The sequence below is a fragment of the Alistipes sp. cv1 genome (assembly GCF_900240235.1).
Taxonomy (GTDB): Bacteria; Bacteroidota; Bacteroidia; order Bacteroidales; family Rikenellaceae; genus Alistipes_A; species Alistipes_A hominis.
Genome location: NZ_OEPW01000001.1, coordinates 30,992 through 47,692 on the forward strand (window position 1 = coordinate 30,992; position 16,701 = coordinate 47,692).

Consider the following 16,701-nt stretch of genomic DNA (forward strand, 5'->3'; position numbering starts at 1 on the left):
GTCTCCGCATACGCAAAAACGGCGGAGAATTCCGAAGAACCTCCCCCTTTTTCGGTAACGTTTCCGACTACGAACGAAAAAAACAAATATGTCAGGACGAATAAAGCCTTTTGATACATGGTTCACGACGACGCTTACACCCGAGAACACTTTCTACCGTAAACGCGTTTACAAATGTAATCATTCGGAACGACATTTCCGCCTCGATTTGAAAAATTACATAACGCCGTAGAAAAGCGATGTAACCGTAGCACGCGTTTACGGCGATCCGCTGTCGGCCGTCCAGGGTACCAAAAGGTCAACAAAGCCAAGTAATCAAGCCGACGCACCCAAAATAAATTTCAATCCGGGAGGGATTTAAGAAACGATCTTAAATCCCTCCCGGATAATTTTTAGCTTCGACAACAAACTTCCGCCTTTTTCGACCGGAGAATCGCGACATATCGACCGATCTTACTTATATTTGCCGAAAGAGCCGGATCGTCCATGAAAAGAATCGTTTTGTCCTTCGCATTATTAGTTATCGCACAGAGCGGTAAACCGTCGGTTATCGAATACCGATTGCAGGAGCCGTCGTTCGCCGCGACGGAAAACGCCCCGTTTCAGGAACGGGGTCGAGGTAACGGAACCTATACGAAAGACAGTTGGACGGTTTTTTATCGCGGGTATGAAGTAGAGGGAGCTTCCTCGTCATCGTTCGAAGACCTCGGGAGCGGATACGGAAAAGATGCGTGGAAAGTATTTTATCAGGGCCTTGAAATCGAAGGCGCTTCCCCCTCTTCATTCCGAAGTTTCGGCGACGGCTATGCCAAAGACGACTGGCAAGTATTTTACCGGGGCAGAAAAATAGAAAATGCCTCCTCGTCTTCATTCGAAAACCTCGGCGGCGGTTATGGGAAAGACAGTTGGAAGGTTTTTTACAGAGGAAAACCCATACCCAACGCCTCCGCATCGTCGTTCGAGAATCTGGGCAGGGGATATGGCAAAGACGCCTGGAAAGTTTTTTACAACGGGAAAGCCGTCAAAGGGGCCTCCCCGTCTTCCTTTCGGACTCCGCACCAAAGATAATAATCGGTACGATCGTAAAGAAATATCAGATCAGCAATGATTCGATCCTTCTGCGGGGAGAGTAGGGTAACGGTTTTGGCATAACCGATTCTCATTATCAACGCAGGATACTCCTTACCGGCAGGCAAGTTTTCTCGCAAAGCGGAATATGATTTCGACACGGCAAAAGACAAAAAATAAAAATGAGGAGTACGATTATGTTTTTTAGAAAGTATCCACCTGAATATACCGTAATAGCCGTTTTCATAGCGATCGGGCTCGTTCTTCAATTGACAGCTTTGTCCAATTCCGGATTTTTCAGCGACGAATTTCTACACATCGAAGCGGGAAGACACCCCGCCTGGGGCTATTCGGATTTTCCCCCGATGATCGCCGCGTTTGCCTGGATACAAAATCTGTTTAACACCGATTCCGTATTTATCAATCATCTATTCAACCTTGCGGCTTCCGCAATGGCGGTTCTGTTCTGCGGTTTGACGACAATCAAACTGGGAGGCAAATGGTTAGCCGTATTGGCCACCTTGTTATGCATCCTGTTATCTCCCGGAATAGCAGGAACCCGGTTTCTTTTTTTGCCCACCGCATTCGATCAGTTATTTTGGATTATTTGCATTTACTGTTCAGCGAGTTATTGCCAAAGTCAAAATGCCAGATACCTAATTTGGTTTTGCATATTCGGAGCATTGGGATTTTTGACAAAATACAGCATTGTTTTTCTGTTCGCAGGGATGCTTACTTCGTCGTTAATCTTTCGGAGAGATATTTTTCTGAAAAAGAGTTTATGGATCGGATTGCTAATATTCCTTGCGTTAATCACACCGAACCTCTGCTGGCAAATAAAAAATCAGTTTCCGGCGATCACTCATTTTTCCCAATTATACGACAGTCAGCTAAACCGACTTTCAATGGGCGGGGAATTAAAGAAGCTTTTTCTTTTTTCAAATCCCTTCACAATGATATTCTGGCTTCCCGGACTGTTCGCGATTCCGTTTATTTCCAAATTCAAACGATACAAATTAATTTCCTTTGCGTTATGCTGTTCGTTTGTTTTCTTGTTTTGCGCAAAAGGAAAATGGTATTATTTTTTCCCTGTCGTAATCGGGGCGATTCCGTTAGGCACGGTCTTTTTCGAGCGATTATTGCAGAAAAGAAAATGGATAATCTACGCATACCTCACCGTACTCGGATTAACAGGCGTTTACCTCTTGCCTCAAGGAATCCCTATTATCAAGCTCCAGAGATTTATCGAACTATACCATAAAAAACCAAACAAAGACGGTAAAATACCCCTTGCTTTTGATAATTATTATTCAACCGAAATATGGACCCGGATATTAAATGTCGTGAACAAAACGTATATAGAATTGCCTTCCGAAGAACAAGAGAAATGTTTTATTTTGGGGCGGCATTATTCAATGGCGGGAGCGATGAACTTACTCGGGAAAAAATACGGGTTGCCCCAGGCTTTTTCACTTCACAGTTCATTTGAGTGGATGCCTGAATTTGACAAAGGAGCGGTCATCATTGCAATCGGCGAGTCAAACTGGCTCGAACAACACTGGGGCGAATATTTTAAATATGTTGAAGAAATCGGTATTGTCGAAAACAAGTATGCAAGTAAAGAAAGCGAATATAATTATCGCATCTTTTTATGTAAAGGATTGAAATATAACTCAGTCGAATTTAAGCGGTTTATTGAAAATTAACAGCCGAATTCTACGAAGTATCGAATATGAGGCGAACCTGACGATGTATGAACCGATCGTGTATTACGCAGTGATAATCCGCAAATCATTTTTGAAAAGTACCGAACCGCATTGGATAATTATCCGATACGTTTGGACTTCGATACGCCCAACCGTACCGTATTTTGGGTGTATTCCAATAACATCATTCTGCACAGGTCGAAAGACCGACTTGAAAAATATATTTGTTTGAAAAACAAATAATTAGTATATTTGTATGTTAAGTTTGATTGATTCGTTAGAGATTAGGAATTTGGTACATTTTTTTTGGTACACAAAAAAAGACAGTCACAAATTTTCATTGCAACTGTCTGATTTTCAAGTGGTGCCACCACGAATCGAACGAGGGACACAAGGATTTTCAGTCCTTTGCTCTACCAACTGAGCTATGGCACCGGTTTATCGTTTGACGGGTGCAAAGATAGAGATAAAATTTAATAAAACAATAGGCAAGTTAAATTTTACTTCTGGACTAAAAGTTTTATCTTTGCGTCATCTACTAAAACTAAAGGCCACAAACGTAATGAAAATAGCTCTCGCCCAGTTAAACTATACAATCGGCGATTTCGATTCAAACCGAAAAAAAATCGTAGAGTGTATCGATTCGGCGAAATCCCAATCCGCGCAACTGATCGTTTTTGCGGAACAGGCCATCAGCGGCGCACCCGCATATGACCTGTTAAACAAAGTTTCGTTTCTGGATCTCTGCGAAGAAACGCTCCGCGACATCGCATCCCACTGCGAAGACATATCGGTGCTGATCGGTCTGCCGGTACAGTGTTCGAACAAGACCATCAGCGTAGCGGCTCTGATCGAGAACAAAAAAATCAAACGTTACATCGGTAAAAAAACGATTCGTTCGCGGGACGAATCGAGCTACCTGTCTCCTTCCAAAGGTTGCGAATACATAAAAATCGCCGGCAAAAAAGTCGCCGTCGTCGTGGGGGAGGACATCCATACGGAACAGGAATACGGCGAATATGCCGACTTGATCATCAACCTGTGCAACAGCCCGTACTCGCGCGGAATTATCGAGAAAAGATACGATTTTTACCGGCAGTTGGCTTTTATGACCGGCAAAAGCATCGTTTTCGTCAACAACGTCGGCGCGCAAACCGACATCGTTTACGACGGTTCGTCGGGGATCATCAACAGCCGCGGAGAAGCCGTTACGCTGTTGAAAAGTTTTTCGGAGGATTTTCGAATCATCGAACTGGACGCCGACCACGAACCGGTGCGGTTGCCCGAGCAGAATAAAACCGTCAACGTATACCATGCGATCAAACTGGGATTGCAGGATTATTTCGCCAAAAACGGATTTAAAACCGCATGTTTGGGGCTTTCGGGAGGTATTGATTCGGCGGTCGTCGTATCGCTGGCCGCCGAGGCGCTCGGCCCCGAGAACGTGCGGGTACTGCTGATGCCCTCCCAGTTTTCATCGGATCATTCGGTCGAGGACGCGCGGGCGCTGGCCGAAAACCTCGGTATCGAATACCAGGTCGTCCCGATCAACGAAACGTTCGCGGCGCTTACTACGACGCTCGGCCCCGTTTTCGGGGAACTTCCGTTCGATGTGACCGAGGAAAACATGCAATCGCGCATCCGGGGCATGATGATGATGGCGATATCCAATAAATTCGGGAATATCCTGCTGGCGACCTCCAATAAAAGCGAGATCGCAGTCGGTTACGGAACCTTGTACGGCGATACGGTAGGAGCCCTGAGCATCATCGGCGACCTGTACAAAAGCGAAGTTTACGACCTGGCGCGTTACATCAACCGCGACCGGCAGATCATCCCGGTCAGCACGATCGTCAAGGCTCCTTCGGCGGAGCTCCGGCTCGAACAGAAAGATTCCGATTCGCTGCCGCCTTACGACATCCTGGACGCGATCCTGTACCGTATGATCGAAGAGGGACAGAGCCGCGAAGAGATCATCAACGCCGGATTCAACGAGAAAGACGTCTACAAGGTATACAACCTGGTTCTGAAAAGCGAATTCAAACGCTACCAGTCGTGTCCGACGCTGCGGTTGTCGACCTGTACGTTACGCATCAACCGTCGGCTTCCGCTAACCAACAAATACGGTTATTAATCGATCCGGGGAGAAAACGACGTGAACGGGATTATCACACATCCGGCGAAAGTTACGAAGGTCACGGGCGCAACGGTCGAAGTGAAGATTCTGGCCGAAAGCGCATGTGCGTCCTGTCGGGTCAGGAACAAATGCGGAATGGGGGAGAGCCGCGAAAAGTTACTGGTCGTCGAAACCCCCGAAGCCCCTTTTTTCGAAGAGGGGGAAGCTGTCGAAGTACACACCGATCAGGTAATGGGCTTGAAAGCCGTCTTTTTCGCTTACATGCTTCCTTTCCTGCTGGTATTGACCGCTCTGTTGATCCTTTTGCAAACCGGTTCCCGCGAAGTCGTGGCAGGAACGGTTTCGCTTTGCATACTCGGAATATATTACCTGGTTTTGTACCTGTTCAGGTCGAAACTGTCGAAAGAGATTGTTTTTAAAATAAAAAAGCTGAACACTTAACCGACGAAGGCCGCCGTCCGAAGGCGACTCCCGTTCGCCTCGGGGCGGACGCTGTCGGCTGTGTAGATATAATTGATTGTTTATGATAAGCGGAGTTCTGGGATCTACGATCCTGACATTATGCGTCATCGGAGTAATAGCCGCCGTAGTTCTTTATTTTGTGGCGCAAAAATTCAAAGTTCACGAAGACCCGAGAATCGATGCCGTCGAAGGTATGCTGCCGGGAGCCAATTGCGGCGGATGCGGCTATCCGGGTTGTCGGGGCCTGGCCGACGCGCTGGTCAAAAACGACGATATTTCGTCGCTCTATTGCACGGCCGGCGGAGCCGACACGATGCAAAAAATCGCAGAGTATCTGGGCAAAGCCGTTGCCGAACAGGAACCGATGGTCGCCGTGGTGCGTTGCAGCGGCTCGTGCGACAAACGCCCGCATACGAACGTTTACAACGGAGCGCCTTCGTGCGCCGTCGAAGCGGCGCTGTACGGCGGAGAAACGGGATGCGCGTACGGATGCCTGGGCAACGGGGACTGTGTGGCGGCCTGTCAGTTCGGGGCCATCGTCGTCAACCCGGAAACGGGCCTGCCCGAAGTGGACGAAACCAAGTGTACGGCCTGCGGCGCCTGCGTAAAAGCCTGTCCGAGGAACATCATCGAACTGCGTAAAAAAGGAGTCAAAGGACGCCGCATTTACGTCGGTTGCGTGAACCGCGACAAAGGGGCCGTCTCACGGAAAGTATGCGCCGTGTCGTGTATCGGCTGCGGCAAGTGCGTCAGGACCTGCCCGTTCGAAGCCATTACCCTGGAAAACAATCTTGCCTACATCGATGCCGAAAAGTGCCGACTGTGCCGCAAATGCGTCGCAGAATGCCCGACCGGAGGAATTAGAGAAATCAATTTCCCGCCCCGGAAAACAGCGGCCGACAATCCGACAACACAAGCTTAAAAAAGGAGTCTGACATGTTAAAAGGATTCAGCAAAGGCGGTATTCACACGCCGGAATATAAAATCAGCAAAGCCGAGGCAATCGCCGATTTCCCGCTGCCGGAAATCGCCGTCGTGCCGTTGTCGCAACATATCGGCGCCCCGGCGGCGGCCTGCGTCAAAAAAGGAGACGCGGTGCGGGTCGGCCAGGTGATCGGCACGGCCGCAGGATTCGTCTCGTCGAACATTCACGCTCCGGTATCGGGTACGGTAGTGGCCGTCGATGCAACTCCGGATACGGGCGGCATTCGCCGTCCCTCGATCTCGATCCGCGCCGAAGGCGATGTTTGGATCGACACGATCGACCGCAGCGACCGCCTGGTAAAAACGTGCGATCTTTCTAAAGAAGAGATCTTCAAAAAAATCACCGAAGCCGGTCTGGTCGGCATGGGGGGAGCTACGTTCCCGACCCATGTCAAGCTGGCCGTTCCGGCCGGCAAAACGGCAGAAATGCTGATCGTCAACGGCGTCGAATGCGAACCGTTCCTGACGGCCGACCACCGGCTGATGCTCGAAAAAGGAGCCGAAATACTGGTGGGAGTCGATATTCTCGCAAAAGCGCTCGGCACGCAAAAAGCCTATATCGGAATCGAAAACAACAAGCCGGACGCGATCGAACGTCTAACGCAACTGGCCGTCGAATATCCGCACATCGAAATCGTACCGCTGCGGGTGCGCTATCCGCAGGGAGGCGAAAAACAGCTGATCGAAGCGATCACCGGCCGCGAGGTACCGTCCGGCGGGCTTCCGATCGACGTCGGAGCCGTCGTACAGAACGTGGGCACCGCATTCGCCGTTTACGAAGCGGTACAGAAAAACAAGCCGCTGATCGAACGGATCGTCACCGTGACCGGCCGCTGCCTGGCTCGGCCGTCGAACCTGCGGGTCAGGATCGGCACCCCGATCGCCTCGCTGATCGAATATTGCGGCGGTTTTCCGGAAGACGCAGGCAAAGTGGTCGGCGGAGGGCCGATGATGGGCCGCGCCATCGCTAACCTGGACGCTCCGGTCACCAAAGGTACTTCGGGCATCCTGCTGATCCGCGAAAAAGGAGCCGTACGCAAAATGCCGCAACGGTGTATCAAATGCGCCAAATGCGTCAGCATCTGCACAATGGGGCTCGAACCGTACCTGATGAGCAAGTTGGCAAAAATGGGACGGTTCGACGAACTGGAGGCCGCGCACGTAACCGACTGCATCGAGTGCGGCTCGTGCTCGTACACCTGCCCGGCTATGCTGCCGCTGCTGGATTATATTCGCCTGGGCAAGACGGAAGTCGCCAAACGCGTCCGGGCACGCAAAACACAGGAGAAAAAATAAAACCGAACTGAAAATAAATGGATAAAAAATTAGTCGTATCCCCTTCTCCGCATATCCACGGGGCATTTTCGACCAAACGCCTGATGGGGGACGTGCTGATCGCGCTGATCCCCGCCTTCATCGTATCGGTCATCGTCTACGGTGTCGACGCGCTGGTCGTAACCGGAGTATCCGTCGCCGCCTGCGTCGCATTCGAATATCTGATTCAGAAATACCTGCTAAAAGGCGATTGTACGATCGGCAACTATTCGGCCGTCGTCACCGGCGTGCTGCTCGGCTTCAACCTACCCAGTACGCTACCCGTCTGGATGATCGTCATTGGCGCGCTGGTAGCGATCGGCGTCGGCAAAATGTCGTTCGGCGGCCTGGGCTGCAACCCGTTCAACCCGGCATTGGTCGGACGGGTGTTCCTGTTGATCTCGTTCCCGGTGCAAATGACAGGCTTCGTCACGCCGGCACACGTAGATTCGCTGTCCGGAGCCACGACGACGCAAGTGGAAATCAATGCCGAAACCGCCACCGACGCCGTTTCCGGACCTACGCTGCTGGGATATGTAAAAGAGGCGCTGGCCGGAGGCTCGACCACTGCCGACATCGCCGAAAAACTGTCGTACAACGACATGCTGCTCGGCTTCAAATCCGGATCGGTCGGCGAAATCGCGGCGCTGGCGCTGCTGCTCGGCTTCTTCTACCTGCTGTGCCGGAAAGTAATCACCTGGCATACGCCGGTAGCCGTGCTCGGATCGATGGCGCTGTTCGGCGGAATCCTGTGGGCGGCCGACCCGTCGCACTACATGAATCCGTTGTTCCACATCCTGACCGGAGGAGCGATGCTCGGAGCTGTTTTTATGGCCACCGATTACGTCACCTCTCCGATGACGCACAAAGGGATGTTGCTGTACGGAGCCGGCATCGGAATCATCACGATGCTGATCCGCACCTGGGGTTCTTATCCGGAAGGCATGTCGTTCGCGATTCTGATTATGAACGCGGTCGTGCCGCTGATCAACAAATACGTAAAACCGAAACGCTTCGGAGTCGTTTCTGCCAAAACCCGTTAAAGCCGTATGGAAAGTTCATTGAAAAATATGGTCGTCACGCTGCTGGTCATCACGCTGGTGTCGGCCTCAGCCGTAGGGTTTGTCTATAAAATCACCGCCGAGCCGATCGCCCGCGCCAAGGCAGCCAAAATCACGGCAGCGATCGCGCTGGTGTTGCCGACTTTCGACAACGATCCCGGAGCGGCCAAAACGGTGCAGACGGTAGACGGGAAAGAAGTCGTCGTCTACACCGCCACGCAGGGGCAGGATACGGTAGGATATGCCGTCGAAACCTTCACGAACACAGGTTTCGGCGGAGAAATCAAACTAATGGTCGGCTTCCTGAAGGACGGCACGATCAACCGCGTTGAAACGCTTTCGCACAACGAAACGCCCGGTCTGGGCAACAAAATCGAACGCAGCAAATCCGACTTTGCCGTGCAGTTCGAAGGCAAAAATCCGGCAGACTTCAAACTGGCGGTGCGCAAGGACGGCGGGGACGTCGACGCCATCACCGCTTCGACGATCTCTTCGCGCGCCTTCAGCGACGCCGTGAGTCGGGCTTACGAAGTTTACAAATCGATCCAAAACAGCGGAAACCATGAATAAACTGCAAATCCTGACCAAAGGTCTGATAAAGGAAAACCCGACGTTCGTGCTGTTGCTGGGAATGTGTCCGACCCTCGGCACCACCACCTCGGCGATCAACGGGCTGGGCATGGGCGTGGCGACCCTGTTCGTACTGACCTGCTCGAACGTCGCCATTTCGTTGATCAAGAACCTGATCCCTGACAAGGTGCGCATTCCGGCGTTTATCGTCGTAATCGCTTCGTTCGTCACCGTCGTGCAACTCTGCATGGAAGCCTACGTACCCGATCTTTACGCGACGCTCGGCGTATTCATCCCGCTGATCGTCGTCAACTGCATCATCCTGGGACGCGCCGAAGCGTTCGCTTCGAAAAACAACGTCGCAGACTCGGCGCTGGACGGGATCGGCATCGGATTCGGCTTCACGCTGTCGCTAACTCTGCTGGGAGCCGTCCGCGAAGCGCTCGGCAACGGCTCGGTGTTCGGCCTGAAATTCATCCAGGGAGACGGAATACTGCTGTTCATCCTCGCCCCGGGAGCCTTCATGGTACTGGCCTACCTGATGGCCATTTTCAAAAAGCTAACGGCTAAAACGAAATAGTCATGGAATACTTCATCATTATCATCAGTTCGATCTTCGTCAACAACGTCGTACTGTCGCAGTTTCTCGGGATCTGCCCGTTCCTGGGCGTATCCAACCGGGTCGGCACGTCGTTGGGCATGGGCGCCGCCGTTACGTTCGTGATGGCCATTTCGTCGATCGTCGCCTACCTGATCCAGTACTACGTGCTCGTCCCGCTCGGCATCCAGTATATGCAGACCATCGTTTTTATTCTGGTAATCGCCGCGCTGGTACAGATGGTCGAGATCATCCTGAAAAAAGTAAGCCCGGCGCTCTACCAGGCGCTCGGCATCTTCCTGCCGCTGATCACGACGAACTGCGCCGTCCTGGGGATCGCCATCCTGCTGGTACAAAAGGAATACAATCTCGGCGAATCCGTCGTTTTCGCGACCGCGACGGCCATCGGCTTTTCGCTGGCGCTGGTGCTTTTTGCCGGACTCCGCGAACGGCTCGAACTGGAAGACGTCCCGGCCGGCATGAAGGGAATGCCGATCGCGCTGCTCACGGCGAGCATTCTGGCAATGGCTTTCATGGGATTCTCGGGACTGGTGCGGTAACCGACCGATCCGGATAAAATACGGGGGCGGGGAAAGAAAATCTTTCCGTCCCCGTATTTTTTTCATCGAATTTACGTTAACTTTAAGGGTTAAGACCGTCGATATAATGAACGTTAGGATTGCCGTCATATGCGTTACCGTGCTGGTTCTGTCGCTCCGAGCGCAGGGCCGCCCGGACGTTGGCCAGCCTTCCAAGGATACGCTGCCGGCCCGGGAGAAAAAAACAGGACGTTTCTCCCGCCTGCTTTACCAGACGATCTCCGTAACCCCGCGCGACAAAGAAGCCGAAATGCGCGCCGCCAAAGCCGATCAGGAATATTTCGAACAATTCGCCGGGAAGAAGATCGGCGATATCCGGATCGTCCGCGAGAACGTCTTCAATCCCCATTCGAAAGTATGGGGCGAACGCAAGACGAACGCCATGCACCGGATCACGCAGGAGAGCAAGATTCGCCGCGACCTGTTTATCAAACCGGGCGACCGCTTCGATCCGCTACTGGTCACCAACAACCGCCAACTGATCCGCTCCCGCAGCTACATCGCCGACGCAAACATCCGCGTAATCCCCGCGACGCCGGACTCGTCGGTCGTAGACCTGATCGTCACGACCCGCGATCGCTGGACGATCGGCGTCGACCTGAATTCGCAAAGCGACGGGAACACCTATTTCGAACTCTACGACGACAACATTCTGGGGTGGGGGAACAAGCTGAGCGTCAAGACCTATTTCAATTGGAAAAACTGGAGCTACGGCGGCAACCTGTTCGAATACGAGAACCCGAATATCCTGGGCAGCTTCGTCGAAGGGCGCATCATCGCCGGCAAAGGATTCAACTACTCCGACTACGGAGCCGAATTCAAAAAAGAGTTCATCCGACCGTCGGACTACACGCTCGGAGGATACGGCTACTACCGCCGGGAACCGATCGACATCGACCCGTTGGATTCGACGATCAACACCTCCCTGGCCAAATGGGGCGTATGGGGCGGTAAATCCTTTTACATAAAAAACCTGAAAAGCAGTTTCTTTATCACGGCGCATTACAATACGGTGCTTCACCGGGAACGGCCGGAAGTATCGCAGTCGCTGAATCCCTATTTCCACAACGAGAACCTCGTGCTGTTCAACACCGGTTTCTACAAAGAGCAGTTCCGTACCTCCAGCCTGATCTACGGGTACGGAGTCAACGAGGATATCCCTTACGGCTACCAGTTCTCGCTGACGGGTGGCCCTTCGTGGGGCGAGTTCGGCAACCGGTGGTACCTGGGCGGCAAGTTCAGCGCCGGTAACTTCACGTCGTTCGGCTACCTGCGGTGGAGTTTCGCCCTCGGCAGCTACCTGAACAACCGCGACGGGCGGTTTTACCGCACCGCCCTGGTATCGAATCTGAACTGGTTTTCGAACCTGATGGGCAAAGGAAGATACCGCGTCCGCCAGTTCATCGACGTGAACCTGACCCGCGGATGGAACCGGATGGACGGATACCGCGAATCGTTCGGATTCGAAGACAATGCCGAACTGCGCGGACTCGGAGAGGAAATTTACGGCAACAACCGGCTCGTGGTCAACTCCGAAACCGTCGTATTTACCCCATGGCACCTGTACCAGTTTCGTTTCGCGTTGTACGGATTCGCCGACCTCGGCATTCTCGGCTACAACGGCAATCTGTTTAAAAACGGATTCTACTCGACCATCGGCATCGGCGTGCGCATCAAAAACGAACACCTGATTTTCCGAACGATCAACATCCGGCTCGGTTTCGCCGTAGGACGAACCGGCCTACTGAACGCCAATTACTTCCATATCAATACCGAGGACAAGCGGCAACCGATCCGGTACCGGCCGCAAAAAGCGACCGTCACCGATTACGAGGACAATACCTGGTACGGCTGGGATTAATCCGGGACGACCGGTACGCGAAAAAGACGGCAGGCATCCCGATAAAAATACGTTACCGGACTTTCGCCCGGTAACGTATTTTGAACGAAACAAACGCCTTCCGGCGGCGACTTCTAATTCGTCTTGAACGGACGCTTGATCTGAGCGAGCTCCCGGTTCGCCTTGCCGATCTTCTGGGCCAACTCGCTTTTGAAAGCGACGAATTTCCGCATCAGCTCCTCGTCGCCCACAGCCAGGATCTGAACGGCCAGGATCGCGCCGTTGCGGGCCCCGTCCAGCGCCATCGTAGCAACCGGTATCCCGACTGGCATCTGCAAAATGGAAAGGATGCTGTCCCAGCCGTCGATCGAATTGGACGACTTGATCGGAATCCCGATCACCGGCAGCGGGGTAGTGGCGGCGATCACGCCCGGAAGATGGGCCGCTCCGCCGGCGCCGGCGATAATTACTTTCACGCCGCGGGTATGGGCGTTCTTCGCAAATTCGGCCACCATTTCGGGAACGCGGTGGGCCGACAGCGCATTGATTTCATAAGGAACTTCCATCTGGTCGAGAAACTCGGCAGCGGCCTCCATGATCTTCAGATCCGACGTGCTGCCCATGATGATGCTGACTTTCGGTGTCATTTTATCACGCTTTTTAAATTATTTTTGATTCGCTTCATTATCTTTGCAAAGATAAACAACAAACCTCCGGATCACAGCAACCGGACGTTATTTTTTTCCGTTACCGATCAAAGCGAAACAGATGGACACGATACGGCTTCACGACAAGACATTCCGGCGTTCGATCTCCTGCGAACAACTGCAAAAGGCCATCGCGGAGGTGGCCGCACGCATCAACAGCGACTACCGGGAAAAACGAACGCCGCTGTTCGTCGGCGTGCTCAACGGATCGTTCATGTTCATGGGCGAACTGCTGCGTCACATCTCGTTCGACTGCGAAGTCTCGTTCGTCAAAATAGCTTCTTACAGCGGAACCGCAACCACCGGCCGCGTCAGGGAGCTCATCGGCCTCTCGCAGGATATTCGGGGCAGGCACGTCATCCTCGTCGAAGACATCGTCGACACCGGAGCCAGCATCGAATACATGACCGGCGTGCTGAAAAAGCAGGGACCGGCCGACATCGCCGTCGCGACGCTGCTTTTCAAACCGGAATGCTACCGGAAACAAATGCCGCCGAAGTACTACGCGCTGTCTATTCCGGACAAGTTCATCGTTGGTTTCGGGCTCGACTACGACCAACTGGGACGCAACTACAAAGACATTTATGAAATCGCCGACGACCATGAATAACCACGACGACCTGTTCTGCGGCGGACGAAAACTGCCGCTCGTCGAAGATTTTTACACCGTTCAGGGAGAAGGTTTCCATACCGGAAAACCGGCCTATTTTATCCGTCTGGGCGGATGCGACGTCGGATGCCGGTGGTGCGATGCGAAAATGACGTGGAATCCCCGGCTTTTCCCGCCCGTGGAAGTCGATTCGATCGTCGAACGCGCCTGCTCTTTCCCGGCGCAGGCGATCGTCATTACCGGCGGCGAACCGTCGCTGTATCCGCTGGATTACTTGACCGAACAACTCGCGGCCCGCGGACTCAAAATATTTCTCGAAACCTCCGGAGCGCATCCGCTGAGCGGCCGGTTCGACTGGATCTGCCTGTCGCCCAAGAAACAGCAACCTCCGGTCGACAGCGTATTCGCCTGCGCCAGCGAACTGAAAATCATCATCGAAACGCCCGACGATTTCCGGTGGGCCGAACAGAACGCCGCGAAAGTAACGCCGGAGTGTATGCTCTACCTGCAACCCGAATGGAGTCGTTACGACCGGATGATCGCCGAGATCGTCGAATACGCCAAAGCGCATCCGCGCTGGAACATCTCCGTGCAGACCCACAAATACATGCGGATACCCTGACCCGACTCCGGATGGGAAAACAGCAAAGGGGCTGCAAAATTCGGATCTCGCAGCCCCCTTGTCGGCATATTGTTTTAGGCCCATGCGACAGGAACCTAAGAATCACCGTACCAGATAGATCGTCTCCTCCTTACGTTTCATCAGATAATGCTCGCGGGCGTACTGCTCCAGGTAACGGTCGTTTTTCAGGTTCTCGAGCACCGTACTGTCCTCGGCAATCTTCTGCCGGTAATAGGTTTCCTGCACCTCCAGCGCATTGATTTTCTGTTTCAGCCGCCACGCTTCGATCAGGTTGTTTTTGTCGAACACGACGATCAGCAGGCCGAACACCACGATGCTGATCAGCCACAGACGCCTGTCTTTAAAAAATTTACCGACAAATTCCACGCGCGCAATTTTTTGTAAAAATAGTTATTCCTCCGGAAATCTACTCCCAAAAACGATAAAAATGGTGTACGGGCCCGTGTCCGTTTCCGAGCCGATACTCCCGGCCGCGGACAATCGCCTCGTGGACATAGTTTTCCGCACACAGCACCGCCTCTTCGAGCGGATAGTCCTGCGCCAGGAAAGCGGCGACGGCCGACGACAGCGTGCATCCGGTGCCGTGCGTATTCGGCGTGTCGGTTCGCGGGTAACGGAAGGTATGGCAACCGTTGCCGTCGAAAAGGTATTCGGTCAGTTCCGTTCCATCCAGATGTCCGGCTTTCAGCAGCACGGCCCCGGCTCCCATATCGCGAAGCGCGGCGGCGGCGGCGGGAAAATCGGCCTCGGAACGGATCGGCATCCCCGTAATGTATTCGGCTTCCGGAACATTCGGCGTCACCAGCGTCGCCAACGGAAAAATATGCCGACGGATCGCCTGCGCAGCGGCTTCGCTGATCAGACGGTCGCCCGAGGTAGCCACCATCACCGGGTCCATCACCACGCTGCGCACCCGGTATTTTTTCAGCGATTCCGCGATCGGAACGATCATTTCGTCAGTCGGCAACATGCCGAGTTTTACGGCGTCGGCGCCGATATCCTCCAACACCGCCGCGATCTGTCCGGCGACCACTTCCGCCGGAACGACATGAAAACCCCGTACGCCTACGGTATTCTGAACGGTTACGGCCGTGATCGCCGTCATCGCATAGCAGCCGCAAGCCGATATGGCCTTGATATCGGCCTGAATACCGGCCCCCCCTCCGCTGTCGGAACCGGCTATCGAAAGTACTTTTTTGTATTTTTTCATTCTGCAAATTTATGAAAAACCCCGCGGATTCGCCTCCGTCACCGTCCCGAAATGTAACCGAATTTCTCAAGGTCTTCCCATTCCCGCACCCGGAAAGTCCGTCCGTCGCGGATCAGATACAACCGACCGCCGACACACAGGACGTCGCGCGGTACCGGCGATCGGTCAAAAATGACGAAATCCCTTCCACTGCGGTCGGACGACCTCCCCGTTGTCCGACCAGATTATATCCGGCGCTCCGGATCGTATCCGACCGATCCCGTACAACGGCTTCCCGAAATGCCGGACGTACTCCGCCGCAATCCGGTCGGCGGCTTCGGCTCCGACGGTCAGCAGCAACTGGTAATCTTCGCCGCCCGTAACGGCCAGCTCGACGGTCGTACGGGTCGGTATCCGCTCGATGGAAATCTCGGCGCCGGTCTTCGACTCTTCCAGAATATGAGACAGGTCGGAAGCGAGTCCGTCCGAAATATCCATCATCGCATGCACTTCCGGTTGGTTCCCCAGCCAGATCCCTTCGTTGACACACGGATGCGGATCGTGGTGCACGGCGATGAACGGCGAGTCGTATACGCCCGACCGAATATCGAGCAATCCTTGAGCCGAATCTCCTAAATACCCTGTCACATAGACTATATCGTTTTCTCTGGCTCCGCTCCGATATTTGACTTTCGCACGGGCGATACGCCCGATGGCCGTCACGTTGATCGCAATTCGATCCTGCGAAGAGGTGGTATCCCCGCCCAACAGCGGAACCCCGAACTCTTCCGACAGGCTACGGTAACCGTCGGTAAAACGGTCGGCCCAACCGGCGGAGACATCCCCCGGAAGAGCGATCGATAAAAACGATGCGATCGGAACGGCGCCCATCGAAGCGACGTCGCTGAGATTTACGGCAAGCGATTTGCGTCCCAGCAGGTAAGGAGGAATCACCGCACGCAAAAAATGAACGTCTTCGATCAACATATCGGTCGTAACGACCAACGCTTCTCCGTCTCCGCACGGGATTACGGCGCAGTCGTCCCCGATTCCGAGACTTTCCCCGGAAGGGACGCCCCGAAACTTTTCGCGGATACCCGCAATCCAACCGAACTCGCCCAATTCTCGCAATTCCATCTGTCTGTGCTTGTTATCAATTCGTTAAATTATTACAAAAATATGCTAAATATTCAAATTACCGTTGTATTTTTGT

The 16,701-nt window shown here is 53.3% G+C and carries 17 protein-coding genes and 1 tRNA gene; 13 read left to right on the forward strand and 5 right to left on the reverse strand.

The genetic code is table 11. The features are described from left to right. The first annotated feature begins 486 nt into the window (after positions 1-486). Together C1A08_RS00140 and C1A08_RS00145 are read left to right on the forward strand one after the other, a co-directional pair. Positions 487-1,068 (forward strand): DKNYY domain-containing protein, encoded by a 582-nt coding sequence (locus C1A08_RS00140; protein WP_101570551.1) that lies wholly within the window; start codon positions 487-489, stop codon positions 1,066-1,068. A 197-nt stretch (positions 1,069-1,265) separates the two neighbouring features. Beyond that, a complete protein-coding gene (locus C1A08_RS00145; RefSeq protein ID WP_180951496.1) occupies positions 1,266-2,774 on the forward strand; it encodes an ArnT family glycosyltransferase in 1,509 nt (502 codons plus the stop codon). A 362-nt stretch (positions 2,775-3,136) separates the two neighbouring features. Here the strand turns inward: C1A08_RS00145 and C1A08_RS00150 are convergent. Further along, positions 3,137-3,209: transfer RNA gene (locus C1A08_RS00150), tRNA-Phe, on the reverse strand. A gap of 127 nt (positions 3,210-3,336) precedes the next feature. On the opposite strand from C1A08_RS00150, the gene C1A08_RS00155 reads away from it, so the two are divergent. The 9 genes from C1A08_RS00155 (at position 3,337) to C1A08_RS00195 (ending at position 12,360) form a co-directional block, all read left to right on the forward strand. Then, positions 3,337-4,908, forward strand: a complete 1,572-nt coding sequence (locus tag C1A08_RS00155; RefSeq protein WP_101570554.1) for an NAD+ synthase — start codon at positions 3,337-3,339, stop codon at positions 4,906-4,908. 21 nt (positions 4,909-4,929) lie between these two features. Next, the gene (locus C1A08_RS00160; protein ID WP_153498063.1) at positions 4,930-5,352 is read left to right on the forward strand and encodes a SoxR reducing system RseC family protein; all 423 of its coding nucleotides are present in this window, start codon (positions 4,930-4,932) and stop codon (positions 5,350-5,352) included. A gap of 82 nt (positions 5,353-5,434) precedes the next feature. Further along, the gene (locus C1A08_RS00165; RefSeq protein WP_101570558.1) at positions 5,435-6,295 is read left to right on the forward strand and encodes a Fe-S cluster domain-containing protein; all 861 of its coding nucleotides are present in this window, start codon (positions 5,435-5,437) and stop codon (positions 6,293-6,295) included. A gap of 14 nt (positions 6,296-6,309) precedes the next feature. Beyond that, on the forward strand, positions 6,310-7,653 hold the full coding sequence (gene rsxC / locus C1A08_RS00170; RefSeq protein ID WP_101570560.1) for an electron transport complex subunit RsxC: 1,344 nt from the start codon (positions 6,310-6,312) through the stop codon (positions 7,651-7,653). 17 nt (positions 7,654-7,670) lie between these two features. Then, positions 7,671-8,714 carry an RnfABCDGE type electron transport complex subunit D gene (locus C1A08_RS00175; RefSeq protein ID WP_055204264.1) on the forward strand — a complete coding sequence of 348 codons (1,044 nt, stop codon included), beginning with the start codon at positions 7,671-7,673 and terminating at the stop codon, positions 8,712-8,714. A gap of 6 nt (positions 8,715-8,720) precedes the next feature. Next, positions 8,721-9,302 carry an RnfABCDGE type electron transport complex subunit G gene (locus C1A08_RS00180; protein WP_101570561.1) on the forward strand — a complete coding sequence of 194 codons (582 nt, stop codon included), beginning with the start codon at positions 8,721-8,723 and terminating at the stop codon, positions 9,300-9,302. Beyond that, entirely contained in the window at positions 9,295-9,882 is a 588-nt protein-coding gene (locus C1A08_RS00185) for an RnfABCDGE type electron transport complex subunit E (protein ID WP_055204260.1), read from the forward strand. The genes C1A08_RS00180 and C1A08_RS00185 overlap by 8 nt, the downstream gene beginning before the upstream one ends. A gap of 2 nt (positions 9,883-9,884) precedes the next feature. Then, positions 9,885-10,460: an electron transport complex subunit RsxA gene (gene rsxA / locus C1A08_RS00190; protein WP_055204258.1), complete on the forward strand. Its 576-nt coding sequence runs from the start codon at positions 9,885-9,887 to the stop codon at positions 10,458-10,460. A 106-nt stretch (positions 10,461-10,566) separates the two neighbouring features. Continuing rightward, complete coding sequence (locus tag C1A08_RS00195; protein ID WP_101570563.1) at positions 10,567-12,360, forward strand: hypothetical protein; 1,794 nt, start codon at positions 10,567-10,569, stop codon at positions 12,358-12,360. Positions 12,361-12,473: 113 nt separating this feature from the next. Here the strand turns inward: C1A08_RS00195 and purE are convergent, their stop codons facing one another. Beyond that, complete coding sequence (purE, locus tag C1A08_RS00200; protein ID WP_101570566.1) at positions 12,474-12,986, reverse strand: 5-(carboxyamino)imidazole ribonucleotide mutase; 513 nt, start codon at positions 12,984-12,986, stop codon at positions 12,474-12,476. 121 nt (positions 12,987-13,107) lie between these two features. Here purE and hpt point away from each other — a divergent pair, with 121 nt between their 5' ends. Both hpt and C1A08_RS00210 read left to right on the forward strand, forming a co-directional pair. Beyond that, a complete protein-coding gene (gene hpt / locus C1A08_RS00205; protein ID WP_101570568.1) occupies positions 13,108-13,656 on the forward strand; it encodes a hypoxanthine phosphoribosyltransferase in 549 nt (182 codons plus the stop codon). Next, entirely contained in the window at positions 13,649-14,278 is a 630-nt protein-coding gene (locus C1A08_RS00210) for a 7-carboxy-7-deazaguanine synthase QueE (protein WP_055204250.1), read from the forward strand. Before hpt ends, C1A08_RS00210 begins: the two co-directional genes overlap by 8 nt. A 102-nt stretch (positions 14,279-14,380) precedes the next feature. Here the strand turns inward: C1A08_RS00210 and C1A08_RS00215 are convergent, their stop codons facing one another. The 3 genes from C1A08_RS00215 to thiL form a co-directional block, all read right to left on the reverse strand. Next, on the reverse strand, positions 14,381-14,665 hold the full coding sequence (locus C1A08_RS00215) for an FtsB family cell division protein (protein WP_055204248.1): 285 nt from the start codon (positions 14,663-14,665) through the stop codon (positions 14,381-14,383). A 40-nt stretch (positions 14,666-14,705) separates the two neighbouring features. Further along, complete coding sequence (gene thiD, locus C1A08_RS00220; protein ID WP_101570570.1) at positions 14,706-15,509, reverse strand: bifunctional hydroxymethylpyrimidine kinase/phosphomethylpyrimidine kinase; 804 nt, start codon at positions 15,507-15,509, stop codon at positions 14,706-14,708. 165 nt (positions 15,510-15,674) lie between these two features. Further along, positions 15,675-16,625 carry a thiamine-phosphate kinase gene (gene thiL / locus C1A08_RS00225; protein WP_180951497.1) on the reverse strand — a complete coding sequence of 317 codons (951 nt, stop codon included), beginning with the start codon at positions 16,623-16,625 and terminating at the stop codon, positions 15,675-15,677. Positions 16,626-16,701: the final 76 nt, after the last annotated feature.

Excerpts from the sequence above, each read along its gene's own strand:
- C1A08_RS00140 (WP_101570551.1), top strand. The coding sequence starts at position 487 with ATGAAAAGAATCGTTTTGTCCTTCGCATTATTAGTTATCGCACAGAGC.
- C1A08_RS00145 (WP_180951496.1), top strand. The coding sequence starts at position 1,266 with ATGTTTTTTAGAAAGTATCCACCTGAATATACCGTAATAGCCGTTTTC.
- C1A08_RS00155 (WP_101570554.1), top strand. The coding sequence starts at position 3,337 with ATGAAAATAGCTCTCGCCCAGTTAAACTATACAATCGGCGATTTCGAT.
- C1A08_RS00165 (WP_101570558.1), top strand. The coding sequence starts at position 5,435 with ATGATAAGCGGAGTTCTGGGATCTACGATCCTGACATTATGCGTCATC.
- rsxC (WP_101570560.1), top strand. The coding sequence starts at position 6,310 with ATGTTAAAAGGATTCAGCAAAGGCGGTATTCACACGCCGGAATATAAA.
- C1A08_RS00175 (WP_055204264.1), top strand. The coding sequence starts at position 7,671 with ATGGATAAAAAATTAGTCGTATCCCCTTCTCCGCATATCCACGGGGCA.
- C1A08_RS00180 (WP_101570561.1), top strand. The coding sequence starts at position 8,721 with ATGGAAAGTTCATTGAAAAATATGGTCGTCACGCTGCTGGTCATCACG.
- C1A08_RS00185 (WP_055204260.1), top strand. The coding sequence starts at position 9,295 with ATGAATAAACTGCAAATCCTGACCAAAGGTCTGATAAAGGAAAACCCG.
- rsxA (WP_055204258.1), top strand. The coding sequence starts at position 9,885 with ATGGAATACTTCATCATTATCATCAGTTCGATCTTCGTCAACAACGTC.
- C1A08_RS00195 (WP_101570563.1), top strand. The coding sequence starts at position 10,567 with ATGAACGTTAGGATTGCCGTCATATGCGTTACCGTGCTGGTTCTGTCG.
- purE (WP_101570566.1), bottom strand. The coding sequence starts at position 12,986 with ATGACACCGAAAGTCAGCATCATCATGGGCAGCACGTCGGATCTGAAG.
- hpt (WP_101570568.1), top strand. The coding sequence starts at position 13,108 with ATGGACACGATACGGCTTCACGACAAGACATTCCGGCGTTCGATCTCC.
- C1A08_RS00210 (WP_055204250.1), top strand. The coding sequence starts at position 13,649 with ATGAATAACCACGACGACCTGTTCTGCGGCGGACGAAAACTGCCGCTC.
- thiD (WP_101570570.1), bottom strand. The coding sequence starts at position 15,509 with ATGAAAAAATACAAAAAAGTACTTTCGATAGCCGGTTCCGACAGCGGA.
- thiL (WP_180951497.1), bottom strand. The coding sequence starts at position 16,625 with ATGGAATTGCGAGAATTGGGCGAGTTCGGTTGGATTGCGGGTATCCGC.